This window comes from Enterobacter cloacae complex sp. IR5418 (assembly GCF_049238105.1).
Taxonomy (GTDB): Bacteria; Pseudomonadota; Gammaproteobacteria; order Enterobacterales; family Enterobacteriaceae; genus Enterobacter; species Enterobacter hormaechei.
Window position 1 is genome coordinate 50601 of sequence record NZ_JBMKHS010000024.1, and the last position, 20494, is coordinate 71094.

The following is a 20494-nucleotide window of genomic DNA, read 5'->3' on the forward strand; positions in this document are numbered from 1 at the left end:
CCAGCCCTCTCCCCTTTGGGGAGAGGGCTGGGGTGAGGGGGCCTCTTCACCCTCATCCTGAATTTCTCTCATCTTCCCTGAGCAAACCTCACCGTTATTGTGATTATTTCTGTTGACGTCACGCCGCTTTTCCGTCATTTTTACATCTGGACGTCTAAACGTATAGAAGTTCACAACACAACAAACAACGACACGCGAAAGATAGAGGTAAGGTATGAGCTTTTTTCACGCCAACCAGCGGGAAGCCCTGAATCAGAGCCTGGCTGAAGTAAACGGCCAGATTAATGTCTCTTTTGAATTTTTCCCGCCGCGCACCAGTGAAATGGAGCAAACCCTGTGGAGCTCTATCGATCGCCTGAGCAGCCTGAAGCCTAAGTTCGTCTCCGTGACCTACGGCGCTAACTCCGGTGAGCGTGACCGCACACACAGCATCATTAAGGGCATTAAAGACCGAACCGGTCTGGAAGCAGCGCCGCACCTGACCTGTATCGACGCCACCCGCGATGAACTGCGCGCCATTGCCCAGGACTACTGGAATAACGGCATTCGCCACATTGTGGCCCTGCGCGGCGACCTCCCGCCAGGCAGCGGTAAGCCAGAGATGTTTGCCGCCGATCTGGTCGGGTTGCTGAAAGACGTTGCTGACTTTGATATCTCCGTGGCCGCCTACCCTGAAGTTCACCCGGAAGCAAAAAGCGCCCAGGCGGATCTGCTCAACCTGAAGCGTAAAGTGGAAGCCGGTGCCAACCGCGCAATTACTCAGTTCTTCTTTGACGTTGAAAGCTACCTGCGCTTTCGCGACCGCTGCGTCTCGGCGGGTATTGATGTCGAAATCATCCCTGGCATTCTGCCGGTCTCGAACTTTAAACAGGCGAAGAAATTCGCGGATATGACCAACGTGCGCATTCCGCTGTGGATGTCCAAAATGTACGAGGGGCTGGACGACGATGCGGAAACCCGCAAGCTGGTGGGTGCCAATATCGCGATGGATATGGTGAAGATTTTAAGCCGCGAAGGGGTGAAAGATTTCCACTTCTACACGCTGAACCGCGCGGAAATGAGTTACGCGATTTGCCATACGCTCGGTGTTCGCCCGGCGCTGTAAAGTAAAAGCCCTCATAAAATGAGGGTTTTTTAATCGAACAGAAAATTAAAAGGTATTGGCTATCGAATCTGTGGATTAATTCAACTATCTCTTATCGCTAGTGGTGTATATCGTAACGGTAACACTGTAAAGGGAGCATAGCGATGAGCACGTCAGACGAGACCAATAACGCGGCATCCGCCGGCAAATGTCCGTTCCACCAGGGCGGCGTCGATCATAGCGCGGGTGCAGGTACCGGCAGCAAAGAGTGGTGGCCTAAACAACTTCGCATCGATCTTCTGAACCAACATTCCAACCGTTCGAACCCTCTGGGTGAAGACTTCGACTACCGCAAAGAATTCAGCAAGCTCGACTATTCCGCCCTTAAAGGCGATCTCAAAGCCCTTTTAACCGATTCTCAACCGTGGTGGCCTGCCGACTGGGGCAGCTATGCGGGCCTGTTTATCCGTATGGCCTGGCACGGCGCCGGTACTTACCGCTCCGTTGACGGACGCGGCGGCGCCGGACGCGGTCAGCAACGCTTTGCGCCGCTGAACTCCTGGCCGGATAACGTCAGCCTGGATAAGGCTCGCCGTCTGCTGTGGCCAATTAAGCAAAAATACGGACAAAAAATTTCCTGGGCCGACCTGTTTATCCTCGCGGGTAACGTGGCGCTGGAAAACTCCGGCTTCCGAACCTTTGGTTTTGGTGCCGGGCGTGAAGACGTCTGGGAACCGGATCTGGACGTGAACTGGGGCGATGAAAAAGCCTGGCTGACCCACCGTGACCCGGAAGCGCTGGCGAAGCGCCCGCTGGCGGCCACCGAAATGGGCCTGATTTACGTTAACCCGGAAGGGCCAAACGCCAGCGGTGAACCGCTGTCTGCGGCGGCGGCGATCCGCGCTACCTTTGGCAATATGGGCATGAACGACGAAGAGACCGTCGCGCTGATTGCAGGCGGCCATACGCTCGGTAAAACGCACGGCGCAGGCGAAGCCACGCACGTTGGCACTGACCCGGAAGCGTCGCCGATTGAAGCGCAGGGCCTGGGCTGGGCCAGCACGCACGGCACCGGTATTGGCGCTGACGCCATCACCTCCGGGCTGGAAGTCATCTGGTCACAAACCCCGACCCAGTGGAGCAACTACTTCTTCGAGAACCTGTTCAAATACGAATGGGTGCAGACGCGTAGCCCGGCGGGCGCAATTCAGTTTGAAGCCGTGGATGCGCCGGAAATTATGCCTGACCCGTTCGACCCGTCGAAAAAACGCAAGCCAACCATGCTGGTCACCGACCTGACGCTGCGTTTTGACCCGGAATTCGAGAAAATTTCCCGTCGCTTCCTGAACGATCCGCAGGCCTTCAACGAAGCCTTTGCGCGCGCGTGGTTTAAGCTGACCCACCGCGATATGGGGCCGAAATCCCGTTATATTGGTCCGGAAGTGCCGAAAGAAGATCTGATTTGGCAGGATCCGCTGCCTCAGCCGGTGTTCCATCCGACGCAGGAAGATATTGAAAGCCTGAAAGCGGAAATCGCGGCCTCTGGTCTCTCCGTGAGCGAGCTGGTTTCCGTGGCCTGGGCGTCGGCATCGACCTTCCGCGGCGGTGACAAGCGTGGCGGTGCCAACGGCGCGCGTCTGGCGCTGGCGCCTCAGCGCGACTGGGATGTGAACGCTGCGGCGGTGCGGGCGTTACCGGCTCTGGAAGCAATCCAGCGCACCACGAATAAAGCTTCACTGGCCGATATCATCGTGCTGGCAGGCGTTGTGGGCGTCGAACAGGCGGCGAAAGCGGCAGGCGTTTACGTCAACGTTCCGTTTACCCCAGGCCGCGTGGATGCGCGTCAGGACCAGACGGATATCGAGATGTTTAACCTGCTCGAACCGATTGCCGACGGCTTCCGCAACTACCGTGCGCAGGTAGATGTGTCCACCACCGAGTCACTGTTGATTGATAAAGCTCAACAGCTGACCCTGACCGCGCCGGAACTGACGGTGCTGATCGGCGGTCTGCGCGTACTGGGCGCAAACTTCGATGGCAGCAAAAATGGCGTGTTCACCAACCGCGAGGGCGTGCTGAGCAACGACTTCTTCGTGAATCTGCTGGATATGAACACCCAGTGGAAAGCGGCTGACGACTCAAACGAGCTGTTTACCGGTAGCGATCGCGCCAGCGGCGACGTGAAATACACCGCCACCCGCGCCGACCTGGTCTTCGGCTCCAACGCCGTCCTGCGTGCGCTGGCCGAAGTTTACGCCAGCAGCGATGCACACGAGAAGTTCGTCCGCGACTTCGTTGCCGCCTGGGCGCGAGTGATGGATTTGGATCGGTTTGACGTGAAGTAACCCTTGTGCCGGGTAGGCGTAGCCGCCACCCGGCCTTTTCGTTACTCCCACTCCTGCAAGAATCGCTGTCCGTACTGGTCCGCCACCAGCAGCGCCGCATACACCTGATCCGGCGTTACGCCGCCAGGCATGTTGTGAATGGTTTCCCCTTCGGCACAGGACGCCTCCGCGATCAGCCGCATTTTGGCCGGGATATCCTCTTTGATGTTCAGCTGCGCCAGGGTGATCGGCAGCCCAACGCTGTGGCAAAGCGCGGCGACGGTCTCAATTTCTTCAACCGGTGCGTTCTCCAGTACCAGCTGCGTCAGCGTGCCGAACGCGACCTTTTCACCATGATAGAAATGGTGCGCATCCGGTACCGCCGTCACGCCGTTGTGAATGGCGTGAGCCGCCGCCAGCCCGCCGCTTTCAAAGCCCACACCGCTCAGATAAGTGTTGGCTTCGATAATGCGTTCCAGAGCAGGCGTGACCACGTGCTGTTCCGCCGCGAGCATCGCCTTCTCACCTTCTTCAACCAGCGTGTTGTAGCACAGTTCAGCCAGCGCTAACGCCGCCTGCGTGCACTTGCCGCCTGCCATGGTGGTAGCACCGCTGCGTGAGCAGGCGCGCGCTTCAAACCAGGTTGCGAGGGCATCGCCTATCCCGGCGGCCAGCAGGCGCGCAGGTGCGCCTGCCACCACTTTGGTGTCGACTATTACCATGTTCGGGTTGTGCGGCAGCATCAGGTAGCGATCAAACTCGCCACTGTCGGTATAAATCACGGAGAGGGCGCTGCACGGCGCATCGGTGGAGGCAATGGTCGGGGCAATGGCCACCGGCACGTCCATAAAGTGGGCCAGCGCTTTGGCGGTATCCAGCGTTTTACCGCCGCCGATCCCCAGCACCGCCAGGCAGTCGGCGCTGTCTGCCAGCTTTTTCAGACGATCGATTTCATTTTGCGAACATTCGCCGCCAAAAGGTGCGATTTCGGCATGGAGTCCGGCATTTTTAAAACTCTGCCGCAGGGTTTCTTCAGCAAAACCCAGCACAAATTTATCGCCCACCACCAGCCAGCGATTCGCCAGCGGCTTCAGGTAGTCGCCGAGACGGGTGAGAACATCTGCGCCCTGGATGTATTTCCCCGGCGATTGAATGATACGGTCCATAACATTACTCCCTTAGTGTTTGAGGTAAATCCTGTCCTGTTCGAACTGCACTAAGAGTGACTCTACTCCCGGCGTGCCGGACTTTTGTTGCGCTACGTCTAAGGGAAACGTGATTGCCTGACAGGTGGCAAAAAATGAGAGGGATATCAGGGAAGGGGAGAGATCGAGATGTGCCCGGCAAGCGTAACGCTGCCGGGCACCGAGCATTAACCGGTGTTGCGCATACCCGCCGCAACGCCTGCAATTGTTACCATCAGCGCCTGTTCAACGCGCGGATCCGGCTCTTTACCTTCCTCTTCCGCCAGGCGGGAACGGTGCAGCAGTTCAGCCTGTAAAACGTTCAGCGGGTCGGTGTAAATATTACGCAGCTGGATAGACTCGGCGATCCACGGCAGGTCTTCCATCAGGTGGGAGTCGTTGGCAATATCCAGCACCACTTTAATGTCGCCTTCCAGCAGCTCGCGCAGCTCTTTACCCAGCGCCCACAGCTCTGGTTTCACCAGACGCTGATCGTAGTATTCCGCCAGCCACAGGTCGGCTTTCGAGAAGACCATCTCCAGCATCCCCAGACGGGTTGAGAAGAACGGCCAGTCGCGGCACATGGTTTCCAGTTCGCTCTGCTTACCGTCTTCCACCACTTTTTGCAGCGCGGCACCGGCACCCAGCCAGGCGGGCAGCATCAGGCGGTTCTGCGTCCAGGCGAAGATCCACGGTATGGCGCGCAGGGATTCGACACCGCCGGTCGGGCGACGCTTGGCCGGACGCGAACCCAGCGGCAGTTTACCCAGCTCCTGTTCAGGCGTGGCTGAACGGAAGTAAGGGACGAAATCTTTATTTTCACGCACGTAGCCGCGGTACAGATCGCAGGAGATGTCTGACAGCTCGTCCATAATCCGGCACCAGGACTCTTTTGGCTCCGGCGGCGGCAGCAGGTTGGCTTCCAGGATCGCACTGGTATAGAGCGACAGGCTGCTGATGGTCACTTCCGGCAGGCCGTACTTGAAGCGGATCATCTCGCCCTGCTCGGTCACGCGCAGGCCGCCTTTCAGGCTTCCCGGTGGTTGAGAGAGCAGCGCTGCGTGTGCAGGTGCACCGCCACGGCCAATGGATCCGCCGCGTCCGTGGAACAGGGTCAGTTCAATACCGGCTTTCTCGCAGGTTTTGATTAGCGCGTCCTGCGCCTGGTACTGCGCCCAGGAAGCCGCCATCACGCCCGCATCTTTTGCGGAGTCGGAATAGCCAATCATCACCATCTGTTTGCCCTGAATAAAGCCGCGATACCAGTCGATGTTCAGCAGCTGGGTCATGACGTCGTTGGCGTTGTTCAGGTCATCGAGGGTCTCAAACAGCGGAGCCACCGGCAGAGCGTAGTCAATGCCCGCTTCTTTCAGCAGCAGGTGAACGCCCAGCACGTCGGACGGGGTTTTCGCCATGGAGATCACATAGGCGGCCACCGATCCTTTCGGCGCATCCACGATCGCTTTACAGGTGTTGAGCACTTCGCGGGTGTCGTTGCTTGGCTCCCAGTTGCGCGGCAGCAGCGGGCGCTTGGAGTTCAGCTCGCGGATCAGGAACGCCTGTTTGTCGGCTTCTGACCAGCTTTCATAGTCGCCGATGCCGAGATAGCGGGTCAGCTCGCCCAGCGCTTCCGTATGGCGGGTGCTTTCCTGACGGACGTCGATACGCACCAGCGGCACGCCGAAACACTTCACGCGGCGCAGGGTGTCGAGCAGTTCGCCGTTGGCGATGATGCCCATCCCACAGGCCTGGAGCGATTTATAGCAGGCGTACAGCGGCTCCCAGAGCTGTTCGTTCTGGCTCAGCAGACCTTCCGGCTTCGGCAGGCGCTGGCCTTTCAGACGCGCTTCCAGCCAGGCCTGAGTCGCCATCAGCTGACCGCGCAGTTTTTTCATCAGGAAACGGTAAGGCTCGCTGGCGCCTTCTTCACCCGCCAGCGCGCGCAGTTCCGGCGTCGCTTCTACCATCGACAGTTCGGAGATCAGCACCTGAATATCTTTCAGGAACAGATCGGTCGCTTTCCAGCGGCTCAGCAGCAGGACGTGGCGGGTGATCTCCGCGGTCACGTTCGGGTTGCCGTCGCGGTCGCCGCCCATCCAGGAGGTAAAGCGTACCGGCACAAAGTCGACCGGCAGACGGTAGCCGAGGTTCTCTTCCAGCTGTTCGTTCAGCTCGCGCAGATAGTTAGGTACACCTTCCCACAGGCTGTTTTCCACCACCGCAAAGCCCCATTTGGCTTCGTCGACCGGGCTTGGGCGGTGCTTACGAATTTCATCCGTGTGCCAGGACTGGGCAATTAGCTGGCGCAGACGGCGCATCAGCTGGTTACGTTCATAGTCGGCGATGTCTTTGTTATCCAGCTGTTTCAGACAGTTGTTCACTTCCACCATTTTGTGGATCAGCGTACGACGGGTGATTTCAGTTGGGTGTGCGGTCAGCACCAGCTCCAGCGAAAGGGATTCCACCGCTTTTTTGATTGTGGCTTCGTTGAGGTCGGGCTGGTCTTTGAGTTTGCGCAGGGTGCGGGCAATGACTTCCGGGTTGCTGGCCGCTTCGCCTTTCGGCGAAATGCTGTGGTATTGCTCAGCGGTGTTTGCCAGATTCAGGAACTGGCTGAAGGCGCGGGCAACGGGCAGCAGCTCATCGTTGGAGAGGTTCTGCAAGGTGGTGAGCAGCTCCTGACGATTGGCCTCGTTACCGGCGCGGGAAGATTTAGACAGCTTGCGGATGGTTTCAACGCGGTCGAGGATATTTTCCCCCAGTGCGTCTTTGATGGTATCTCCAAGCACTTTGCCGAGCATACTGACATTACTACGCAACGCGGAATATTGTTCGTTCATAAAAACCCAGTCACCCCATCATTTTTGTTTATGCCCATGCGAAAATCTTCTGGACATTATTTTGTCATCTCCCTTTATAAAGCCACGTAAAACCCCCGTCGTCAATTGCTGCGAAAACGGTTCAGCAAACGAATAAATGCGGGCAATTTACGAAATTTAATTCGCATTGCGTCAGATAAGAGATGCTTATGGGAATGTGACGGAGATCGCGGGATTTTTCCCCTCACCCTGCCCTCTCCCCAGAGGGGAGAGGGTGTTCAAATTCCCTCTCCCCTCTGAGGAGAGGGTTAGGGTGAGGGGGGAGTTTTTAATTAATGCCAGCAGAAGTGATGAACAACCTGGGTAATCAGCTCGCGGGTGGGCTTGATGAAGCGTGTTTCCAGATATTCATCTGGCTGATGGGCCTGATTAATGGAGCCTGGACCCAGAACCAGCGTCGGGCACAGCGTCTGAATAAACGGTGCTTCGGTGCAGTAGTTCACCACGTCGGTTTTCTCACCGAGCAGCTTTTCCACCACTTCGACCAGCTGGTGGTCCGGCGGGCATTCGTAGCCTGGAATCGGTGGATGCAATTCAGAAACCGTCAGACGTCCCGGCCAGCGCTCGCTCACTGGCGCCAGCGCTTCGTTCAGTAAGCCATCCAGATCGCTCAGCGTCATGCCCGGCAGCGGACGGATATCCATATGCAGCTCGCAGCAGGCACAGATACGGTTGGACGCATCGCCGCCGTGCAGGCTGCCGAGGTTCAGCGTTGGATAAGGCACGGTGAACGCCTCGTAGTGATACCGCTCTTTCAGGTCGTCGCGCAGGGCCATGATGCGGCCAATGGCGTCATGCATCAGCTCGATGGCGTTCACGCCGCGCGCCGGATCGCTGGAGTGGCCGGACTGGCCGAGCACGCGCACGGCGGTAGAGATATGGCCTTTATGGGCACGAATCGGTTGAAGGGAGGTCGGTTCGCCGATGATCGCGCAGTCCGGGCGAATCGACGTATTTTCAGAGAAATAACGTGCGCCCGCCATGCTGGTCTCTTCATCGGCGGTCGCCAGAATGTAGAGCGGCTTTTTCAGGGTTGTCACGTCCACGTCACGCAGCGCGTCGAGGATAAAGGCGAAGAAGCCTTTCATGTCGGCGGTGCCCAGACCATAAAGCTTGTTGTCATGCTCGGTCAGGGTGAACGGATCGCGCGTCCAGCGGCCATCGTCAAACGGCACGGTGTCGGTGTGGCCAGCCAGCAGCAGGCCGCCAGCGCCATGTCCGGTACTGGCGAGCAGGTTAAATTTGTGGCGTGTTCCGGGGACGGGCTGAACCTCAACGTTAAACCCAAGATCGCTAAACCAACCCGCCAGCAGATTGATTAAAGACTCATTGCTCTGATCCAGTGCTTCTTCCGTCGCGCTGATGGAGGGTGTGGCAATCAGGGCGCGGTAAATCTCGATAAATGGCGGTAAGTTCATTTTCATTGTTGACACACCTTAGGTCGTGATAGTATCAATATTCATGCAATAAATGTGAATAAAAATACATTAACGTTGAGCATAAAGGAACCCGATGTTGAATACGCTGATTGTAGGCGCTAGCGGTTATGCGGGCGCAGAGCTTGTAAGCTACGTAAATCGCCACCCTCATATGACCATAACCGCTTTGACCGTGTCAGCGCAAAGCAATGATGCCGGAAAGTTAATTTCCGATTTGCATCCGCAGCTTAAGGGCATTGTCGATCTGCCTTTGCAGCCGATGTCTGATATCAGCGAGTTCACCGACGGCGTTGACGTGGTGTTTTTAGCCACGGCGCATGAAGTCAGCCACGACCTGGCACCGCAGTTTTTAGCGGCTGGCTGCGTGGTCTTTGATCTCTCCGGCGCGTTTCGCGTTAACGACAGCGCGTTCTACGAAAAATATTACGGTTTCACCCATCAGCACCCGGATCTGCTCGAAAAAGCGGTGTATGGCCTGGCGGAGTGGAGCGCAGATAAACTGAAAGAAGCGAACCTGGTTGCCGTGCCGGGCTGCTACCCGACGGCGGCGCAGCTTTCCCTGAAGCCACTGATCGACGCGGGTCTGCTGGATCTGAGCCAGTGGCCAGTGATCAACGCCACCAGCGGCGTGAGCGGTGCCGGGCGCAAAGCGGCGATCTCCAACAGCTTCTGCGAAGTGAGCCTTCAGCCGTATGGCGTGTTTAATCACCGTCATCACCCTGAAATCACCACCCATCTGGGGGCGGAGGTGATTTTTACTCCGCACCTGGGCAGCTTTCCGCGCGGGATCCTCGAAACCATTACCTGCCGCCTGAAGCCGGGCGTGACCAAAGAGCAGGTGAGCGAGGTCTTCACGCAGGCGTATGCGGATAAACCGCTTGTGCGCCTGTATGACAAAGGTGTGCCGGCGTTGAAAAACGTGGTTGGCCTGCCGTTCTGCGACATCGGCTTCGCCGTGCAGGGCGAGCATCTGATTGTGGTCGCCGCAGAAGACAACTTACTCAAAGGCGCTGCCGCACAGGCAATGCAGTGTGCAAATATTCGTTTCGGCTTCCCTGAAACGCAGGCTCTTATTTAAGGTGTGATGATGAATCCATTAATTATCAAACTCGGTGGTGTACTGCTGGACAGCGAAGAAGCGCTGGAGCGTCTGTTTACCGCGCTGGTGAACTATCGCGAATCACATCAACGTCCGCTGGTGATTGTGCACGGCGGCGGCTGCGTGGTGGATGAGCTGATGAAAGGGCTCAACCTGCCGGTGAAAAAGAAGAACGGCCTGCGCGTCACCCCTGCTGACCAGATTGACATCATCACCGGTGCGCTGGCGGGTACGGCGAATAAAACGCTGCTGGCGTGGGCGAAGAAACACCACATTGCGTCCGTTGGCCTCTACCTGGGCGACGGCGACAGCGTAAAAGTGACCCAGCTCGACGAAGAGCTTGGTCATGTTGGACTGGCGCAGCCAGGTTCGCCTAAGCTGATTAACACCCTGCTGGAAGGCGGTTTCCTGCCGGTAGTGAGTTCTATCGGCGTGACCGAAGAGGGCGAGCTGATGAACGTCAACGCGGACCAGGCGGCAACCGCGCTGGCGGCCACGCTGGGCGCAGACCTGATCCTGCTCTCCGACGTGAGCGGCATTCTGGACGGCAAAGGCCAGCGCATTGCGGAAATGACTGCCGCGAAAGCCGAGCAGCTGATCGATCAGGGCATTATTACCGACGGCATGATCGTTAAAGTGAACGCCGCGCTGGATGCGGCCCGCACGCTGGGTCGTCCGGTGGATATCGCCTCCTGGCGCCACGCGGAGCAGCTCCCGGCGCTGTTTAACGGCACGCCGATTGGCACACGTATTCTGGCGTAAGTTTTTTATTGAATGACCGTAGGCCGGGTAAGCGAAGCGCCACCCGGCGGAACTAACGAATAAAGGAACGATGTTATGGCACTTTGGGGTGGGCGTTTTACACAGGCAGCGGATCAGCGGTTCAACCAGTTCAACGACTCTTTGCGCTTTGACTACCGCCTGGCCGAACAGGATATTGTCGGCTCTGTGGCCTGGTCCAAAGCGCTGGTGACCGTTGGCGTGCTGACCGCAGATGAACAGCAGCAGCTGGAAGAGGCGCTGAACAATCTGCTGGAAGAGGTGCGTCTGGATCCGGAGCAAATCCTCCAGAGCGATGCCGAAGATATTCACAGCTGGGTGGAAGGCAAACTCATCGACAAAGTCGGCCAGCTGGGTAAAAAGCTGCATACCGGGCGTAGCCGTAATGACCAGGTTGCGACCGACCTGAAGCTGTGGTGTAAAGAGACCGTCGGTGAACTGCTGGCGGCGAATCGTCAGTTGCAGAGCGCGCTGGTGGACACCGCGCAGAACAATCAGGACGCGGTGATGCCGGGTTATACCCACCTGCAACGCGCGCAGCCGGTGACGTTCGCGCACTGGTGTCTGGCCTATGTTGAGATGCTGGCGCGTGATGAAAGCCGTTTACAGGATACCTTAAAGCGTCTGGACGTCAGTCCGCTGGGCAGCGGTGCGCTGGCCGGTACGGCATATGAGATCGATCGCGAGCAGCTGGCAGGCTGGCTGGGCTTTGCCTCCGCCACCCGCAACAGTCTGGATAGCGTCTCTGACCGCGACCACGTGCTGGAGCTGCTGTCGAATGCCTCTATCGGGATGGTGCACCTGTCGCGCTTTGCCGAAGATCTGATCTTCTTTAACTCTGGCGAAGCCGGGTTTGTGGAGCTATCCGACCGCGTGACCTCAGGCTCCTCCCTGATGCCGCAGAAGAAAAACCCGGATGCGCTGGAACTGATCCGCGGTAAATGTGGCCGCGTGCAGGGCGCGCTGACCGGTATGATGATGACCCTGAAAGGGCTGCCGCTGGCGTATAACAAAGATATGCAGGAAGACAAAGAAGGGCTGTTCGACGCGCTCGACACCTGGCTGGACTGTCTGCATATGGGGGCGCTGGTGCTGGACGGCATTCAGGTGAAACGTCCGCGCTGCCAGGAAGCGGCGCAGCAGGGGTATGCTAATTCTACCGAGCTGGCGGACTACCTGGTAGCGAAAGGCGTACCGTTCCGCGAGGCGCACCATATTGTGGGTGAAGCGGTGGTGGAAGCGATTCGTCAGGGTAAAGCCCTTGAAGAGCTGGCGCTTGCCGACCTGCAAAAATTCAGCGCAGTTATCGCGGAGGATGTCTACCCGATTCTGGCATTGCAGTCGTGCCTGGATAAGCGTGCAGCGAAAGGCGGCGTATCGCCGAAGAAGGTAGCGCAGGCGATTGCGGAGGCGAAAAACCGGTTGGTTTGATGCCTGAAATGTCGGGTGGCGGCTTCGCCTTACCCGACCTACAAAACCCCAGCCCAGCCCTGAGTTGGGCTTTTTTTTGCAAAAAAAAAGCGGACCACGGGGTCCGCAAAAGTTCACGTTGGCTTTAGTTTTTCGAGTTTTGAGAGAAACTCGCTGACGGTGCGGGGTCGTTTTGGGTCAAACACGGGCCGCCTCGTCTATGTGGTGTATTATTCAACAGAAAGCTTGATAGGGATAATCGTTCGTTGCTATGCTATCTATCGCCATGAACTATCGTGGCGACGGAGGATGAATAATGAATATTCGTGATCTTGAATACCTGGTAGCGTTAGCCGAGCACCGCCATTTTCGCCGCGCGGCAGACTCCTGCCACGTCAGCCAGCCGACGCTGAGCGGTCAGATCCGCAAGCTGGAAGATGAGCTGGGCGTGATGCTGCTGGAGCGCACCAGCCGTAAGGTACTGTTCACGCAGGCAGGTCTGCTGCTGGTGGATCAGGCGCGCACCGTACTGCGCGAGGTCAAAGTGCTCAAGGAAATGGCAAGCCAGCAGGGGGAGGCGATGTCCGGCCCGCTGCATATTGGCCTGATCCCAACCGTTGGCCCGTACCTGTTGCCGCAAATCATTCCGATGCTGCACCAGACGTTCCCGAAACTCGAAATGTACCTGCATGAAGCGCAAACCCATCAGCTGCTGGCCCAGTTAGACAGCGGCAAGCTCGACTGTGCGATTCTGGCGCTGGTCAAAGAGAGTGAAGCGTTTATTGAAGTACCGCTGTTCGATGAGCCGATGATGCTGGCGATCTATGAAGATCACCCGTGGGCGAACCGCGATCGCGTGCCGATGGCCGATCTGGCCGGTGAAAAGCTGCTGATGCTGGAAGATGGTCACTGCCTGCGCGATCAGGCGATGGGCTTCTGCTTCGAAGCGGGTGCCGATGAAGATACCCATTTCCGCGCAACCAGCCTGGAAACGCTGCGTAATATGGTCGCGGCGGGAAGCGGTATTACGCTGCTGCCTGCGCTGGCGGTGCCGCACGAGCGTAAACGTGATGGCGTGGTCTATCTGCCGTGCATTAAGCCGGAGCCGCGTCGCACCATTGGTCTGGTTTATCGTCCCGGGTCACCGCTGCGCAGCCGCTATGAGCAGCTGGCAGAGGCCATCCGCGGTGCGATGGATGGCCATTTCGACAACGCGTTAAAACAGGCGGTTTAAGCCATTCAGCGCGGCTACCCGATAGGCTTCCGCCATGGTCGGGTAGTTAAAGGTGGTGTTAACGAAGTACTCAATGGTGTTGCCACCACCTTTTTGCTCCATGATCGCCTGGCCGATGTGAATGATTTCCGCCGCGCGTTCACCGAAGCAGTGAATACCGAGGATCTCTTTCGTCTCGCGATGGAACAGGATCTTCAGCGTACCCACGCTCATTCCCACGATTTGCGCCCGTGCCAGATGTTTAAACTGGGCACGACCCACCTCGTAAGGCACCTTCATGGCCGTCAGCTGCTGCTCGGTTTTGCCGACAGAACTGATTTCCGGAATGGTGTAGATGCCTGTCGGGATATCTTCAATAAGATGCGCCGTCGCCTCACCTTTCACCAGAGCCTGTGCGGCGATGCGGCCCTGATCGTAAGCGGCGGAGGCCAGGCTTGGATAACCAATCACGTCGCCCACCGCGTAAACATGCGGCAGCGCAGTCTGGTACATGCTGTTGACCTTGAGCTGGCCGCGGCTGTCGGTTTCAAGCCCAATATTCTCCAGCTGCAATGAATCCGTGTTGCCGGTACGGCCGTTGGCATACAGCAGGCAGTCCGCTTTCAGCTTCTTACCGGATTTCAGGTGCATGATCACACCGTCGTCGCAGCCTTCGATTTTCTCATACTCTTCGTTGTGGCGAATCACCACCCCGCTGTTCCAGAAGTGGTAGGAGAGGGAATCTGACATCTCCTGATCGAGGAACGCCAGCAGCCGGTCGCGGGTGTTGATCAGATCAACTTTGACCTCCATTCCCCGGAAGATCGACGCATATTCACAGCCAATCACGCCCGCGCCATAGATGATCACATGGCGTGGCTCGTGGTGCAGGCTGAGGATGGAGTCGCTGTCGTAAATGCGCGGGTGCGAGAAGTCCACGTCTGCCGGATGGTACGGACGGGAACCGCAGGCAATCACAAACTTTTCAGCGGTGAGCGTCTCGACCGAACCGTCGTGGCACTCCAGCGCCAGGGTGTGTTCATCCACAAAATGCGCGTTCCCTTGCAGAATTTCACAGTGGTTACGCTCATAGAAACCCTGACGCATGCGCGTCTGCTGGTTAATGACCGTGTCTGCGTGATTCAGGATATCGGCAAAGGAAGAACGAAGAAGTCGGGAGTGGTCGCTGTAAAGAGGGTTCTGGTTAAATTCGATAATGCGGCTAACGGCGTGGCGGAGGGCTTTCGAAGGGATGGTGCCCCAGTGGGTGCAACCGCCGCCGACATTATGGTAGCGCTCAATAACCGCTACTCTGGCTCCCTGTTTTACCAGACCCATAGCAGCACCTTCGCCGCCGGGGCCGGAACCAATAACTATTGCGTCGTAATCGTAGGAATGTGGCATGGCAAGGCTTACCTGTTCTTATACATAAAAGCAACAGAATCATAACATCATTGCCAGGGTAACCCAATTATCGTTGTGCTTTTTTCGGGCAGTGGAGCACAAACCGCCCGTAAACAATCATTCACAAAGCCAGGTAAACAGATTAATTTTATTCTCTGGTATAGTGCCAACGGGCCTTTGGAAGGATTCAACTATCGTGATGGGCGTAAGAGCACAACAAAAAGAGAAAACCCGGCGTTCGCTGGTGGAAGCCGCATTCAGTCAACTGAGTGCTGAGCGGAGTTTTGCCAGTTTAAGCCTGCGTGAAGTGGCGCGCGAGGCCGGGATTGCGCCAACGTCCTTCTATCGTCATTTCCGTGATGTGGATGAACTGGGCCTGACCATGGTCGACGAGAGCGGTTTGATGCTGCGCCAGCTTATGCGTCAGGCGCGTCAGCGTATCGCCAAAGGCGGCAGCGTGATCCGCACCTCCGTCTCGACGTTTATGGAATTTATCGGCAATAACCCTAACGCGTTCCGCCTGCTGTTGCGCGAACGTTCCGGCACGTCAGCCGCGTTTCGTGCCGCCGTTGCGCGTGAAATTCAGCATTTCATCGCGGAACTTGCCGACTATCTTGAACTCGAAAACCATATGCCGCGTGCGTTTACTGAAGCACAGGCCGAGGCAATGGTGACGATTGTTTTCAGCGCGGGTGCCGAAGCGCTGGATGTCAGCATTGAACAACGTAAGCAACTCGAAGAGCGACTGGTATTGCAGCTGCGGATGATTTCTAAAGGTGCGTACTACTGGTATCGCCGTGAACAAGAGAAGTTGGCACATCAAAACGATGAGTGAAGGTGAGTAATGAAACAGTCAGGTCAGGATAAAGGAACGTTGTTGCTGGCATTGATCGCTGGCTTATCCATTAATGGTACGTTTGCGGCGGTGTTTAGCTCAATTGTACCGTTCTCGATTTTCCCCATTATTGCGCTGGTGCTGACGGTGTACTGCCTGCATCAACGTTATTTAAATCGCACTATGCCTGTCGGATTACCGGGGCTGGCCGCAGCCAGTTTTATTCTGGGTGTACTGTTGTACAGTACCGTGGTGCGTGCAGAGTATCCGGATATTGGTTCTAACTTCCTGCCTGCGGTGCTGTCCGTGGCGCTGGTGTTCTGGATTGGCTCTCGCATGCGTAGCCGCAAGAGCCAGTTGCCAGAGTAAAGGGTTTTGTCATTGTAGGCCGGATAAGCGAAGCGCCATCCGGCTTTTTTGGCAGGTGGCGCTTCGCTTACCTGCCCTACAAGGCCCACATTACTTCGCCGTGAGCAGTACGCCGCACTCCATATGGTGCGTATACGGGAACTGATCGAACAACGCCAGACGTTCAACCTTGTGCGTCTGGCTCAATGTTTCCAGATTCTTGCACAGCGTCTCCGGGTTACAGGAGATGTACAAAATACGCGGGTACGCCTGCACCATCTTCTCGGTTTCACTGTCCAGGCCACTGCGCGGCGGATCGACAAAGATTGTCTCACACTGGTAGCTTTTCAAATCAATCCCTTGCAGGCGGTTAAACTCACGTACGCCGTTCATCGCCTGGGTAAACTCTTCTGCCGCCATACGAATGATTTGCACGTTATCAATATGGTTAGCGGCGATGTTGTACTGCGCGGCTGCCACCGACGGTTTGGCGATTTCCGTCGCCAGCACGCGCTCGAAGTTACGCGCCAGCGCCAGCGAGAAGTTGCCATTACCACAGTAGAGTTCCAGCAGATCGCCCGTCGATCCTTCCGTCGCGTTCAGCGCCCACTCCAGCATCTGCACGTTCATGGCGGCGTTCGGCTGGGTGAAGCTGTTTTCCACCTGGCGATAAACCATCTCTTTACCTGCCACCGGCAGACGCTCGTCGATGTAATCCTGATCGAGCATGATTTTGGTTTTAGTCGCGCGGCCAATCAGGTGCACGTTAATGTTCTGCGCCCGCAGCGCATCACGCAGGGTTTCTGCCTGTTCGCGCCACTCGTCGGTCAGCGCTTTGTGATAGAGCAGAGAGACAATGGCCTGATTGCTTTGGGTGGTCAGGTAGTCGATCTGGAACAGCTTGTTGCGCAGCACCGGATTGTTGCGCACACCGTCGATCATCAGCGTCATCAACTGGTTAATCAGTTCGCTCGCCGCCGGAAAACTGTCTACGCGAATACGGGATTTCGTCTGCTGATCGAAAATGATGTGGTACAGGTCATCGCCGTCGTGCCAGATGCGGAATTCGGCGCGCATACGGTAGTGGCTGACCGGAGAACGAAACACCTCGGGAACGGGCGCGTTGAAAGGCGTCATCATACTTTGCAGGCGGACAACTTTTTCTGCCAGCTGTGCGTCGTACTGTTCTGTCGGGAGGTGTTCGGGGGTCATGATGCGTCCTGAGTGATAAAGAATTACGCGGGGATTGTAGGGATTGTGCAGTGGATGTCCAGATTTAATGGCTAATAGCTGTCTGGACATCTATACGTGTCTAATTGTAGCATTCTGTTTCCGGTCTCCTGAGAGTGAAAAGGGAATCCAGTGTAAATCTGGAGCTGACGCGCAGCGGTAAAGACTGGCGGGATGAGAGTTGTAGACACTGTGAAAACGGGAAGTCTTCATCCGTATAACGCCACCCAGCCCGAAGACCTGCCGGGATCACGTCGCATTTGGTTTCATCATCGCGTGCTATCGATGAGGCCTGCGGCATCCTTCTTATATTGTGGATGCTTTAACAATGATTAAAAAAGTATCGCTGTTGACGGCGTTGTCCGTCACGGCATTTTCGGGCTGGGCGCAGGAAAGCGCTGACTCGTTGGTGGTGACAGCAAACCGTTTTGAACAACCTGAAAAATCTGTTCTGGCTGCAACGTCTGTCGTGACGCGGGCCGATATCGATCGCTGGCAATCCACCACGGTTCTGGATGTCATGCGTCGCCTGCCCGGCGTAGATACGGCGCAAAATGGCGGGATGGGGCAGCTCTCTTCTCTCTTTATTCGCGGTACGAACTCCAGCCACGTCCTGATTCTCGTCGATGGCATCCGCCTTAACCAGGCGGGCGTTACGGGGTCGTCCGATCTCAGCCAGTTTCCGATCTCCCTGGTGCAACGCATCGAATACATTCGTGGACCGCGTTCGGCAGTGTACGGCTCGGATGCGATTGGTGGCGTAGTCAACATTATCACTACGCGTGCGAAGGATGGCACAACGCTGAATGCTGGCGTTGGGACGCACGGCTTCCAGAATTATGGTGGCAGCACCCAGCAAACGTTGGGTGACAGTACGCGCGTTACGCTGGCAGGGGATTACACCTACACAAAAGGTTTTGACGTCGTTGCGGACGGTAATAATGGCGGCCTTGCCCAGACCGATCGCGACGGTTTTATGAATAAAACGCTCTACGGCGCACTGGAGCATGCTTTCTCTGAACAATGGAGTGGTTTCGTTCGCGGCTATGGTTACAGCAATCGTACCGCCTATGACGGCTATTACAGTTCATTTTCCCCTGATGTACTGGTCGATACCCGCCAGCTCTATAGCCAGACCTGGGATGCCGGATTGCGGTTTAACCAGGATATTTTCCATTCACAGTTGCTCTCCAGCTACAGTCACAGCAAAGACTACAATTACGATCCGCATCTTGGACGCTATGATTCCACGGCTACCCTGGATGAAATCAAACAGTACAACGTTCAGTGGACCAACTCTGTTGACGTGGGGCATGGCAACATCGGCGCGGGCGTTGACTGGCAGAAGCAGAGCACCGAGCCGGGTACCAACTACGTAACTAACGCCTACGACCTGCGTAACACCGGCGTCTACCTGACCGGGTTGCAGCAGTTTGGAGATTTCACTCTGGAGGCGGCGGCCCGCAGCGATGACAACTCTCAGTTTGGTCGTCATGGTACCTGGCAAAGTAGCGCAGCCTGGGAGTTCGTTGACGGTTACCGCTTCATAGCCTCTTATGGCACGGCCTATAAAGCGCCGAATCTGGGTCAGCTCTATGGCTTCTACGGCAATGCCCATCTTGATCCTGAAGAGAGCAAGCAGTGGGAAGGGGCGTTTGAAGGCCTGACGGCGGGCGTGAGCTGGCGCGTATCCGGGTATCGTAATGACGTTGATAATCTCATCGACTTCAATAATAACCTTCAGCAATATTACAACGTCGGCAAAGCACGCATTAAAGGTGTAGAAGCGACAGCGTCGTTTGATACGGGTCCGTTGACGCATACCGTGGGCTACGACTATGTGGATGCCCGCAATGCGGCAACCAACCAACTTCTGGATCGTCGTGCTAAGCAGCAGGTGAAGTATCAGCTCGATACGCAGATCTATGATGTTGACTGGAGCCTGACGTATCACTATCTCGGCACACGCTACGACACCGACTTTGGAACCTATCCGTCAGAGAAAGTTAAAATGGGCGGCGTCAGCCTCTGGGATGTCGCGGTTTCATATCCTGTCACCTCTCATCTCACAGTTCGTGGTAAAATAGCCAACCTGTTCGATAAAGATTACGAGACAGTTTATGGCTACCAAACTGCAGGACGGGAATACACCTTGTCTGGCAGCTACACCTTCTGATCCGCGTCCCACCGTGCTGGTGTTCGATTCCGGCGTCGGTGGGCTTTCGGTCTATGATGAGATTCGGCAGCTCCTGCCGGATCTCCATTACATCTACGCCTTCGATAACGTCGCGTTCCCGTATGGGGAAAAGAGTGAAGACTTTATTGTTGAGCGTGTGGTTGAAATCGTCACCGCGGTACAAAAGCGTTATCCCCTGGCGCTGGCGGTCATTGCCTGTAATACGGCAAGCACGGTCTCTCTTCCTGCCCTGCGCGAAAAATTCCCGTTCCCGGTTGTGGGCGTTGTCCCGGCAATCAAACCTGCGGCGCGTCTGACGGCGAACGGCATTGTGGGGTTGCTGGCTACGCGCGGTACGGTAAAACGTCCTTATACGCGTGAGCTTATTGAGCGCTTTGCCAACGAATGCCAGATCGCCATGCTCGGCTCTGCGGAGCTGGTGGAAATGGCGGAAGCGAAACTGCACGGCGAGACGGTATCGCTTGAAGAGCTGCGCCGCATTCTGCGTCCGTGGCTGCGGATGCAGGAACCACCGGATACGGTTGTTCTTGGCTGCACCCATTTCCCGCTATTACAGGAGGAGCTGTTAAAGGTTCTGCCTGAAGGGACCCGGCTGGTGGATTCCGGTGCGGCGATTGCGCGTCGGACGGCCTGGCTGCTGGAACACGAGGCGCCGGATGCGAAATCAGCGGATGCAAACATCGCGTTCTGTATGGCGATAACAAAAGAAACCGAACAACTTTTGCCCGTTTTGCAGCGTTATGGCTTCGAAACGCTCGAAAAACTGGCGCTGTAGCACGGTTTTGAGCAAAAAAGAGACGGTTGAACGTTTTTTTTCAAAGAGGGGTTGTCAACGTCTGAGAACTCCCTATAATGCGCCTCCACTGACACGGAACAACGGCTTACAAGCCGCCGGGACAGCGGGGTTCAGAGATGAACGCCAACAGAGAAAAGTGAAAATAATTGCTTGACTCTGAATGAGGAAAACGTAATATACGGGACCTCGCAGCGATGAGCTGAAAGCCGCGTTGCAACTGCTCTTTAACAATTTATCAGACAATCTGTGTGGGCACTCAAAGTGACATGGAT

The 20494-nt window shown here is 56.5% G+C and carries 15 protein-coding genes, 1 pseudogene and 1 riboswitch; of the genes and pseudogenes, 10 read left to right on the forward strand and 6 right to left on the reverse strand.

Going from position 1 to position 20494, the window contains the following annotated elements; translation table 11 throughout:
• Positions 1-214: 214 nt before the first annotated feature.
• Together metF and katG are read left to right on the forward strand one after the other, a co-directional pair.
• Complete coding sequence (gene metF / locus ACOTX7_RS17360) at positions 215-1105, forward strand: methylenetetrahydrofolate reductase (protein ID WP_006808658.1); 891 nt, start codon at positions 215-217, stop codon at positions 1103-1105.
• 143 nt (positions 1106-1248) lie between these two features.
• Positions 1249-3429, forward strand: coding sequence for a catalase/peroxidase HPI (katG, locus tag ACOTX7_RS17365; protein WP_221256656.1), 2181 nt, complete (start codon positions 1249-1251; stop codon positions 3427-3429).
• A 41-nt stretch (positions 3430-3470) separates the two neighbouring features.
• Here katG and gldA read toward each other — a convergent pair whose 3' ends face one another.
• From gldA to argE, 4 genes and pseudogenes are all read right to left on the reverse strand, one after another.
• Complete coding sequence (gldA, locus tag ACOTX7_RS17370) at positions 3471-4574, reverse strand: bifunctional L-1,2-propanediol dehydrogenase/glycerol dehydrogenase (RefSeq protein WP_221256655.1); 1104 nt, start codon at positions 4572-4574, stop codon at positions 3471-3473.
• 12 nt (positions 4575-4586) lie between these two features.
• Positions 4587-4703 (reverse strand): annotated as a pseudogene (locus tag ACOTX7_RS17375) (fructose-bisphosphate aldolase); the annotation flags it as partial.
• Between the two features lie 77 nt (positions 4704-4780).
• Complete coding sequence (gene ppc / locus ACOTX7_RS17380; protein ID WP_017383108.1) at positions 4781-7432, reverse strand: phosphoenolpyruvate carboxylase; 2652 nt, start codon at positions 7430-7432, stop codon at positions 4781-4783.
• Positions 7433-7743: 311 nt separating this feature from the next.
• Positions 7744-8895, reverse strand: coding sequence for an acetylornithine deacetylase (gene argE / locus ACOTX7_RS17385; RefSeq protein WP_006808653.1), 1152 nt, complete (start codon positions 8893-8895; stop codon positions 7744-7746).
• A gap of 88 nt (positions 8896-8983) precedes the next feature.
• Between argE and argC the strand changes: the two genes are divergently transcribed.
• The 4 genes from argC to oxyR all read left to right on the forward strand — a co-directional run bounded on the left by argC (position 8984) and on the right by oxyR (position 13433).
• Positions 8984-9988 carry an N-acetyl-gamma-glutamyl-phosphate reductase gene (argC, locus tag ACOTX7_RS17390; protein WP_214592545.1) on the forward strand — a complete coding sequence of 335 codons (1005 nt, stop codon included), beginning with the start codon at positions 8984-8986 and terminating at the stop codon, positions 9986-9988.
• A gap of 6 nt (positions 9989-9994) precedes the next feature.
• Positions 9995-10771, forward strand: coding sequence for an acetylglutamate kinase (argB, locus tag ACOTX7_RS17395; RefSeq protein ID WP_006808651.1), 777 nt, complete (start codon positions 9995-9997; stop codon positions 10769-10771).
• A gap of 75 nt (positions 10772-10846) precedes the next feature.
• Entirely contained in the window at positions 10847-12220 is a 1374-nt protein-coding gene (gene argH, locus ACOTX7_RS17400) for an argininosuccinate lyase (RefSeq protein ID WP_221257185.1), read from the forward strand.
• A 295-nt stretch (positions 12221-12515) separates the two neighbouring features.
• Positions 12516-13433 (forward strand): DNA-binding transcriptional regulator OxyR, encoded by a 918-nt coding sequence (gene oxyR / locus ACOTX7_RS17405; RefSeq protein WP_006808649.1) that lies wholly within the window; start codon positions 12516-12518, stop codon positions 13431-13433.
• Here the strand turns inward: oxyR and sthA are convergent.
• A complete protein-coding gene (gene sthA / locus ACOTX7_RS17410) occupies positions 13416-14816 on the reverse strand; it encodes a Si-specific NAD(P)(+) transhydrogenase (RefSeq protein WP_003862057.1) in 1401 nt (466 codons plus the stop codon). The genes oxyR and sthA overlap by 18 nt on opposite strands.
• A gap of 196 nt (positions 14817-15012) precedes the next feature.
• Between sthA and fabR the strand changes: the two genes are divergently transcribed.
• Positions 15013-15651 carry an HTH-type transcriptional repressor FabR gene (gene fabR, locus ACOTX7_RS17415; protein WP_003862059.1) on the forward strand — a complete coding sequence of 213 codons (639 nt, stop codon included), beginning with the start codon at positions 15013-15015 and terminating at the stop codon, positions 15649-15651.
• Positions 15652-15660: 9 nt separating this feature from the next.
• Entirely contained in the window at positions 15661-16020 is a 360-nt protein-coding gene (locus tag ACOTX7_RS17420) for a YijD family membrane protein (protein WP_006808647.1), read from the forward strand.
• 90 nt (positions 16021-16110) lie between these two features.
• Here the strand turns inward: ACOTX7_RS17420 and trmA are convergent, their stop codons facing one another.
• Positions 16111-17211, reverse strand: coding sequence for a tRNA (uridine(54)-C5)-methyltransferase TrmA (gene trmA / locus ACOTX7_RS17425; protein ID WP_221813605.1), 1101 nt, complete (start codon positions 17209-17211; stop codon positions 16111-16113).
• Positions 17212-17315: 104 nt separating this feature from the next.
• A riboswitch (cobalamin riboswitch) is annotated at positions 17316-17491 on the forward strand.
• Between the two features lie 66 nt (positions 17492-17557).
• Between trmA and btuB the strand changes: the two genes are divergently transcribed.
• Entirely contained in the window at positions 17558-19405 is a 1848-nt protein-coding gene (gene btuB / locus ACOTX7_RS17430; RefSeq protein ID WP_221813604.1) for a TonB-dependent vitamin B12 receptor BtuB, read from the forward strand.
• A complete protein-coding gene (murI, locus tag ACOTX7_RS17435) occupies positions 19350-20201 on the forward strand; it encodes a glutamate racemase (protein ID WP_047354372.1) in 852 nt (283 codons plus the stop codon). Before btuB ends, murI begins: the two co-directional genes overlap by 56 nt.
• Positions 20202-20494 lie beyond the last annotated feature (293 nt).

What these genes read in the sequence shown, in the direction of transcription:
- metF (WP_006808658.1), top strand. Translation starts at nt 215, where the DNA reads ATGAGCTTTTTTCACGCCAACCAGCGGGAAGCCCTGAATCAGAGCCTG.
- katG (WP_221256656.1), top strand. Translation starts at nt 1,249, where the DNA reads ATGAGCACGTCAGACGAGACCAATAACGCGGCATCCGCCGGCAAATGT.
- gldA (WP_221256655.1), bottom strand. Translation starts at nt 4,574, where the DNA reads ATGGACCGTATCATTCAATCGCCGGGGAAATACATCCAGGGCGCAGAT.
- ppc (WP_017383108.1), bottom strand. Translation starts at nt 7,432, where the DNA reads ATGAACGAACAATATTCCGCGTTGCGTAGTAATGTCAGTATGCTCGGC.
- argE (WP_006808653.1), bottom strand. Translation starts at nt 8,895, where the DNA reads ATGAAAATGAACTTACCGCCATTTATCGAGATTTACCGCGCCCTGATT.
- argC (WP_214592545.1), top strand. Translation starts at nt 8,984, where the DNA reads ATGTTGAATACGCTGATTGTAGGCGCTAGCGGTTATGCGGGCGCAGAG.
- argB (WP_006808651.1), top strand. Translation starts at nt 9,995, where the DNA reads ATGATGAATCCATTAATTATCAAACTCGGTGGTGTACTGCTGGACAGC.
- argH (WP_221257185.1), top strand. Translation starts at nt 10,847, where the DNA reads ATGGCACTTTGGGGTGGGCGTTTTACACAGGCAGCGGATCAGCGGTTC.
- oxyR (WP_006808649.1), top strand. Translation starts at nt 12,516, where the DNA reads ATGAATATTCGTGATCTTGAATACCTGGTAGCGTTAGCCGAGCACCGC.
- sthA (WP_003862057.1), bottom strand. Translation starts at nt 14,816, where the DNA reads ATGCCACATTCCTACGATTACGACGCAATAGTTATTGGTTCCGGCCCC.
- ACOTX7_RS17420 (WP_006808647.1), top strand. Translation starts at nt 15,661, where the DNA reads ATGAAACAGTCAGGTCAGGATAAAGGAACGTTGTTGCTGGCATTGATC.
- trmA (WP_221813605.1), bottom strand. Translation starts at nt 17,211, where the DNA reads ATGACCCCCGAACACCTCCCGACAGAACAGTACGACGCACAGCTGGCA.
- btuB (WP_221813604.1), top strand. Translation starts at nt 17,558, where the DNA reads ATGATTAAAAAAGTATCGCTGTTGACGGCGTTGTCCGTCACGGCATTT.
- murI (WP_047354372.1), top strand. Translation starts at nt 19,350, where the DNA reads ATGGCTACCAAACTGCAGGACGGGAATACACCTTGTCTGGCAGCTACA.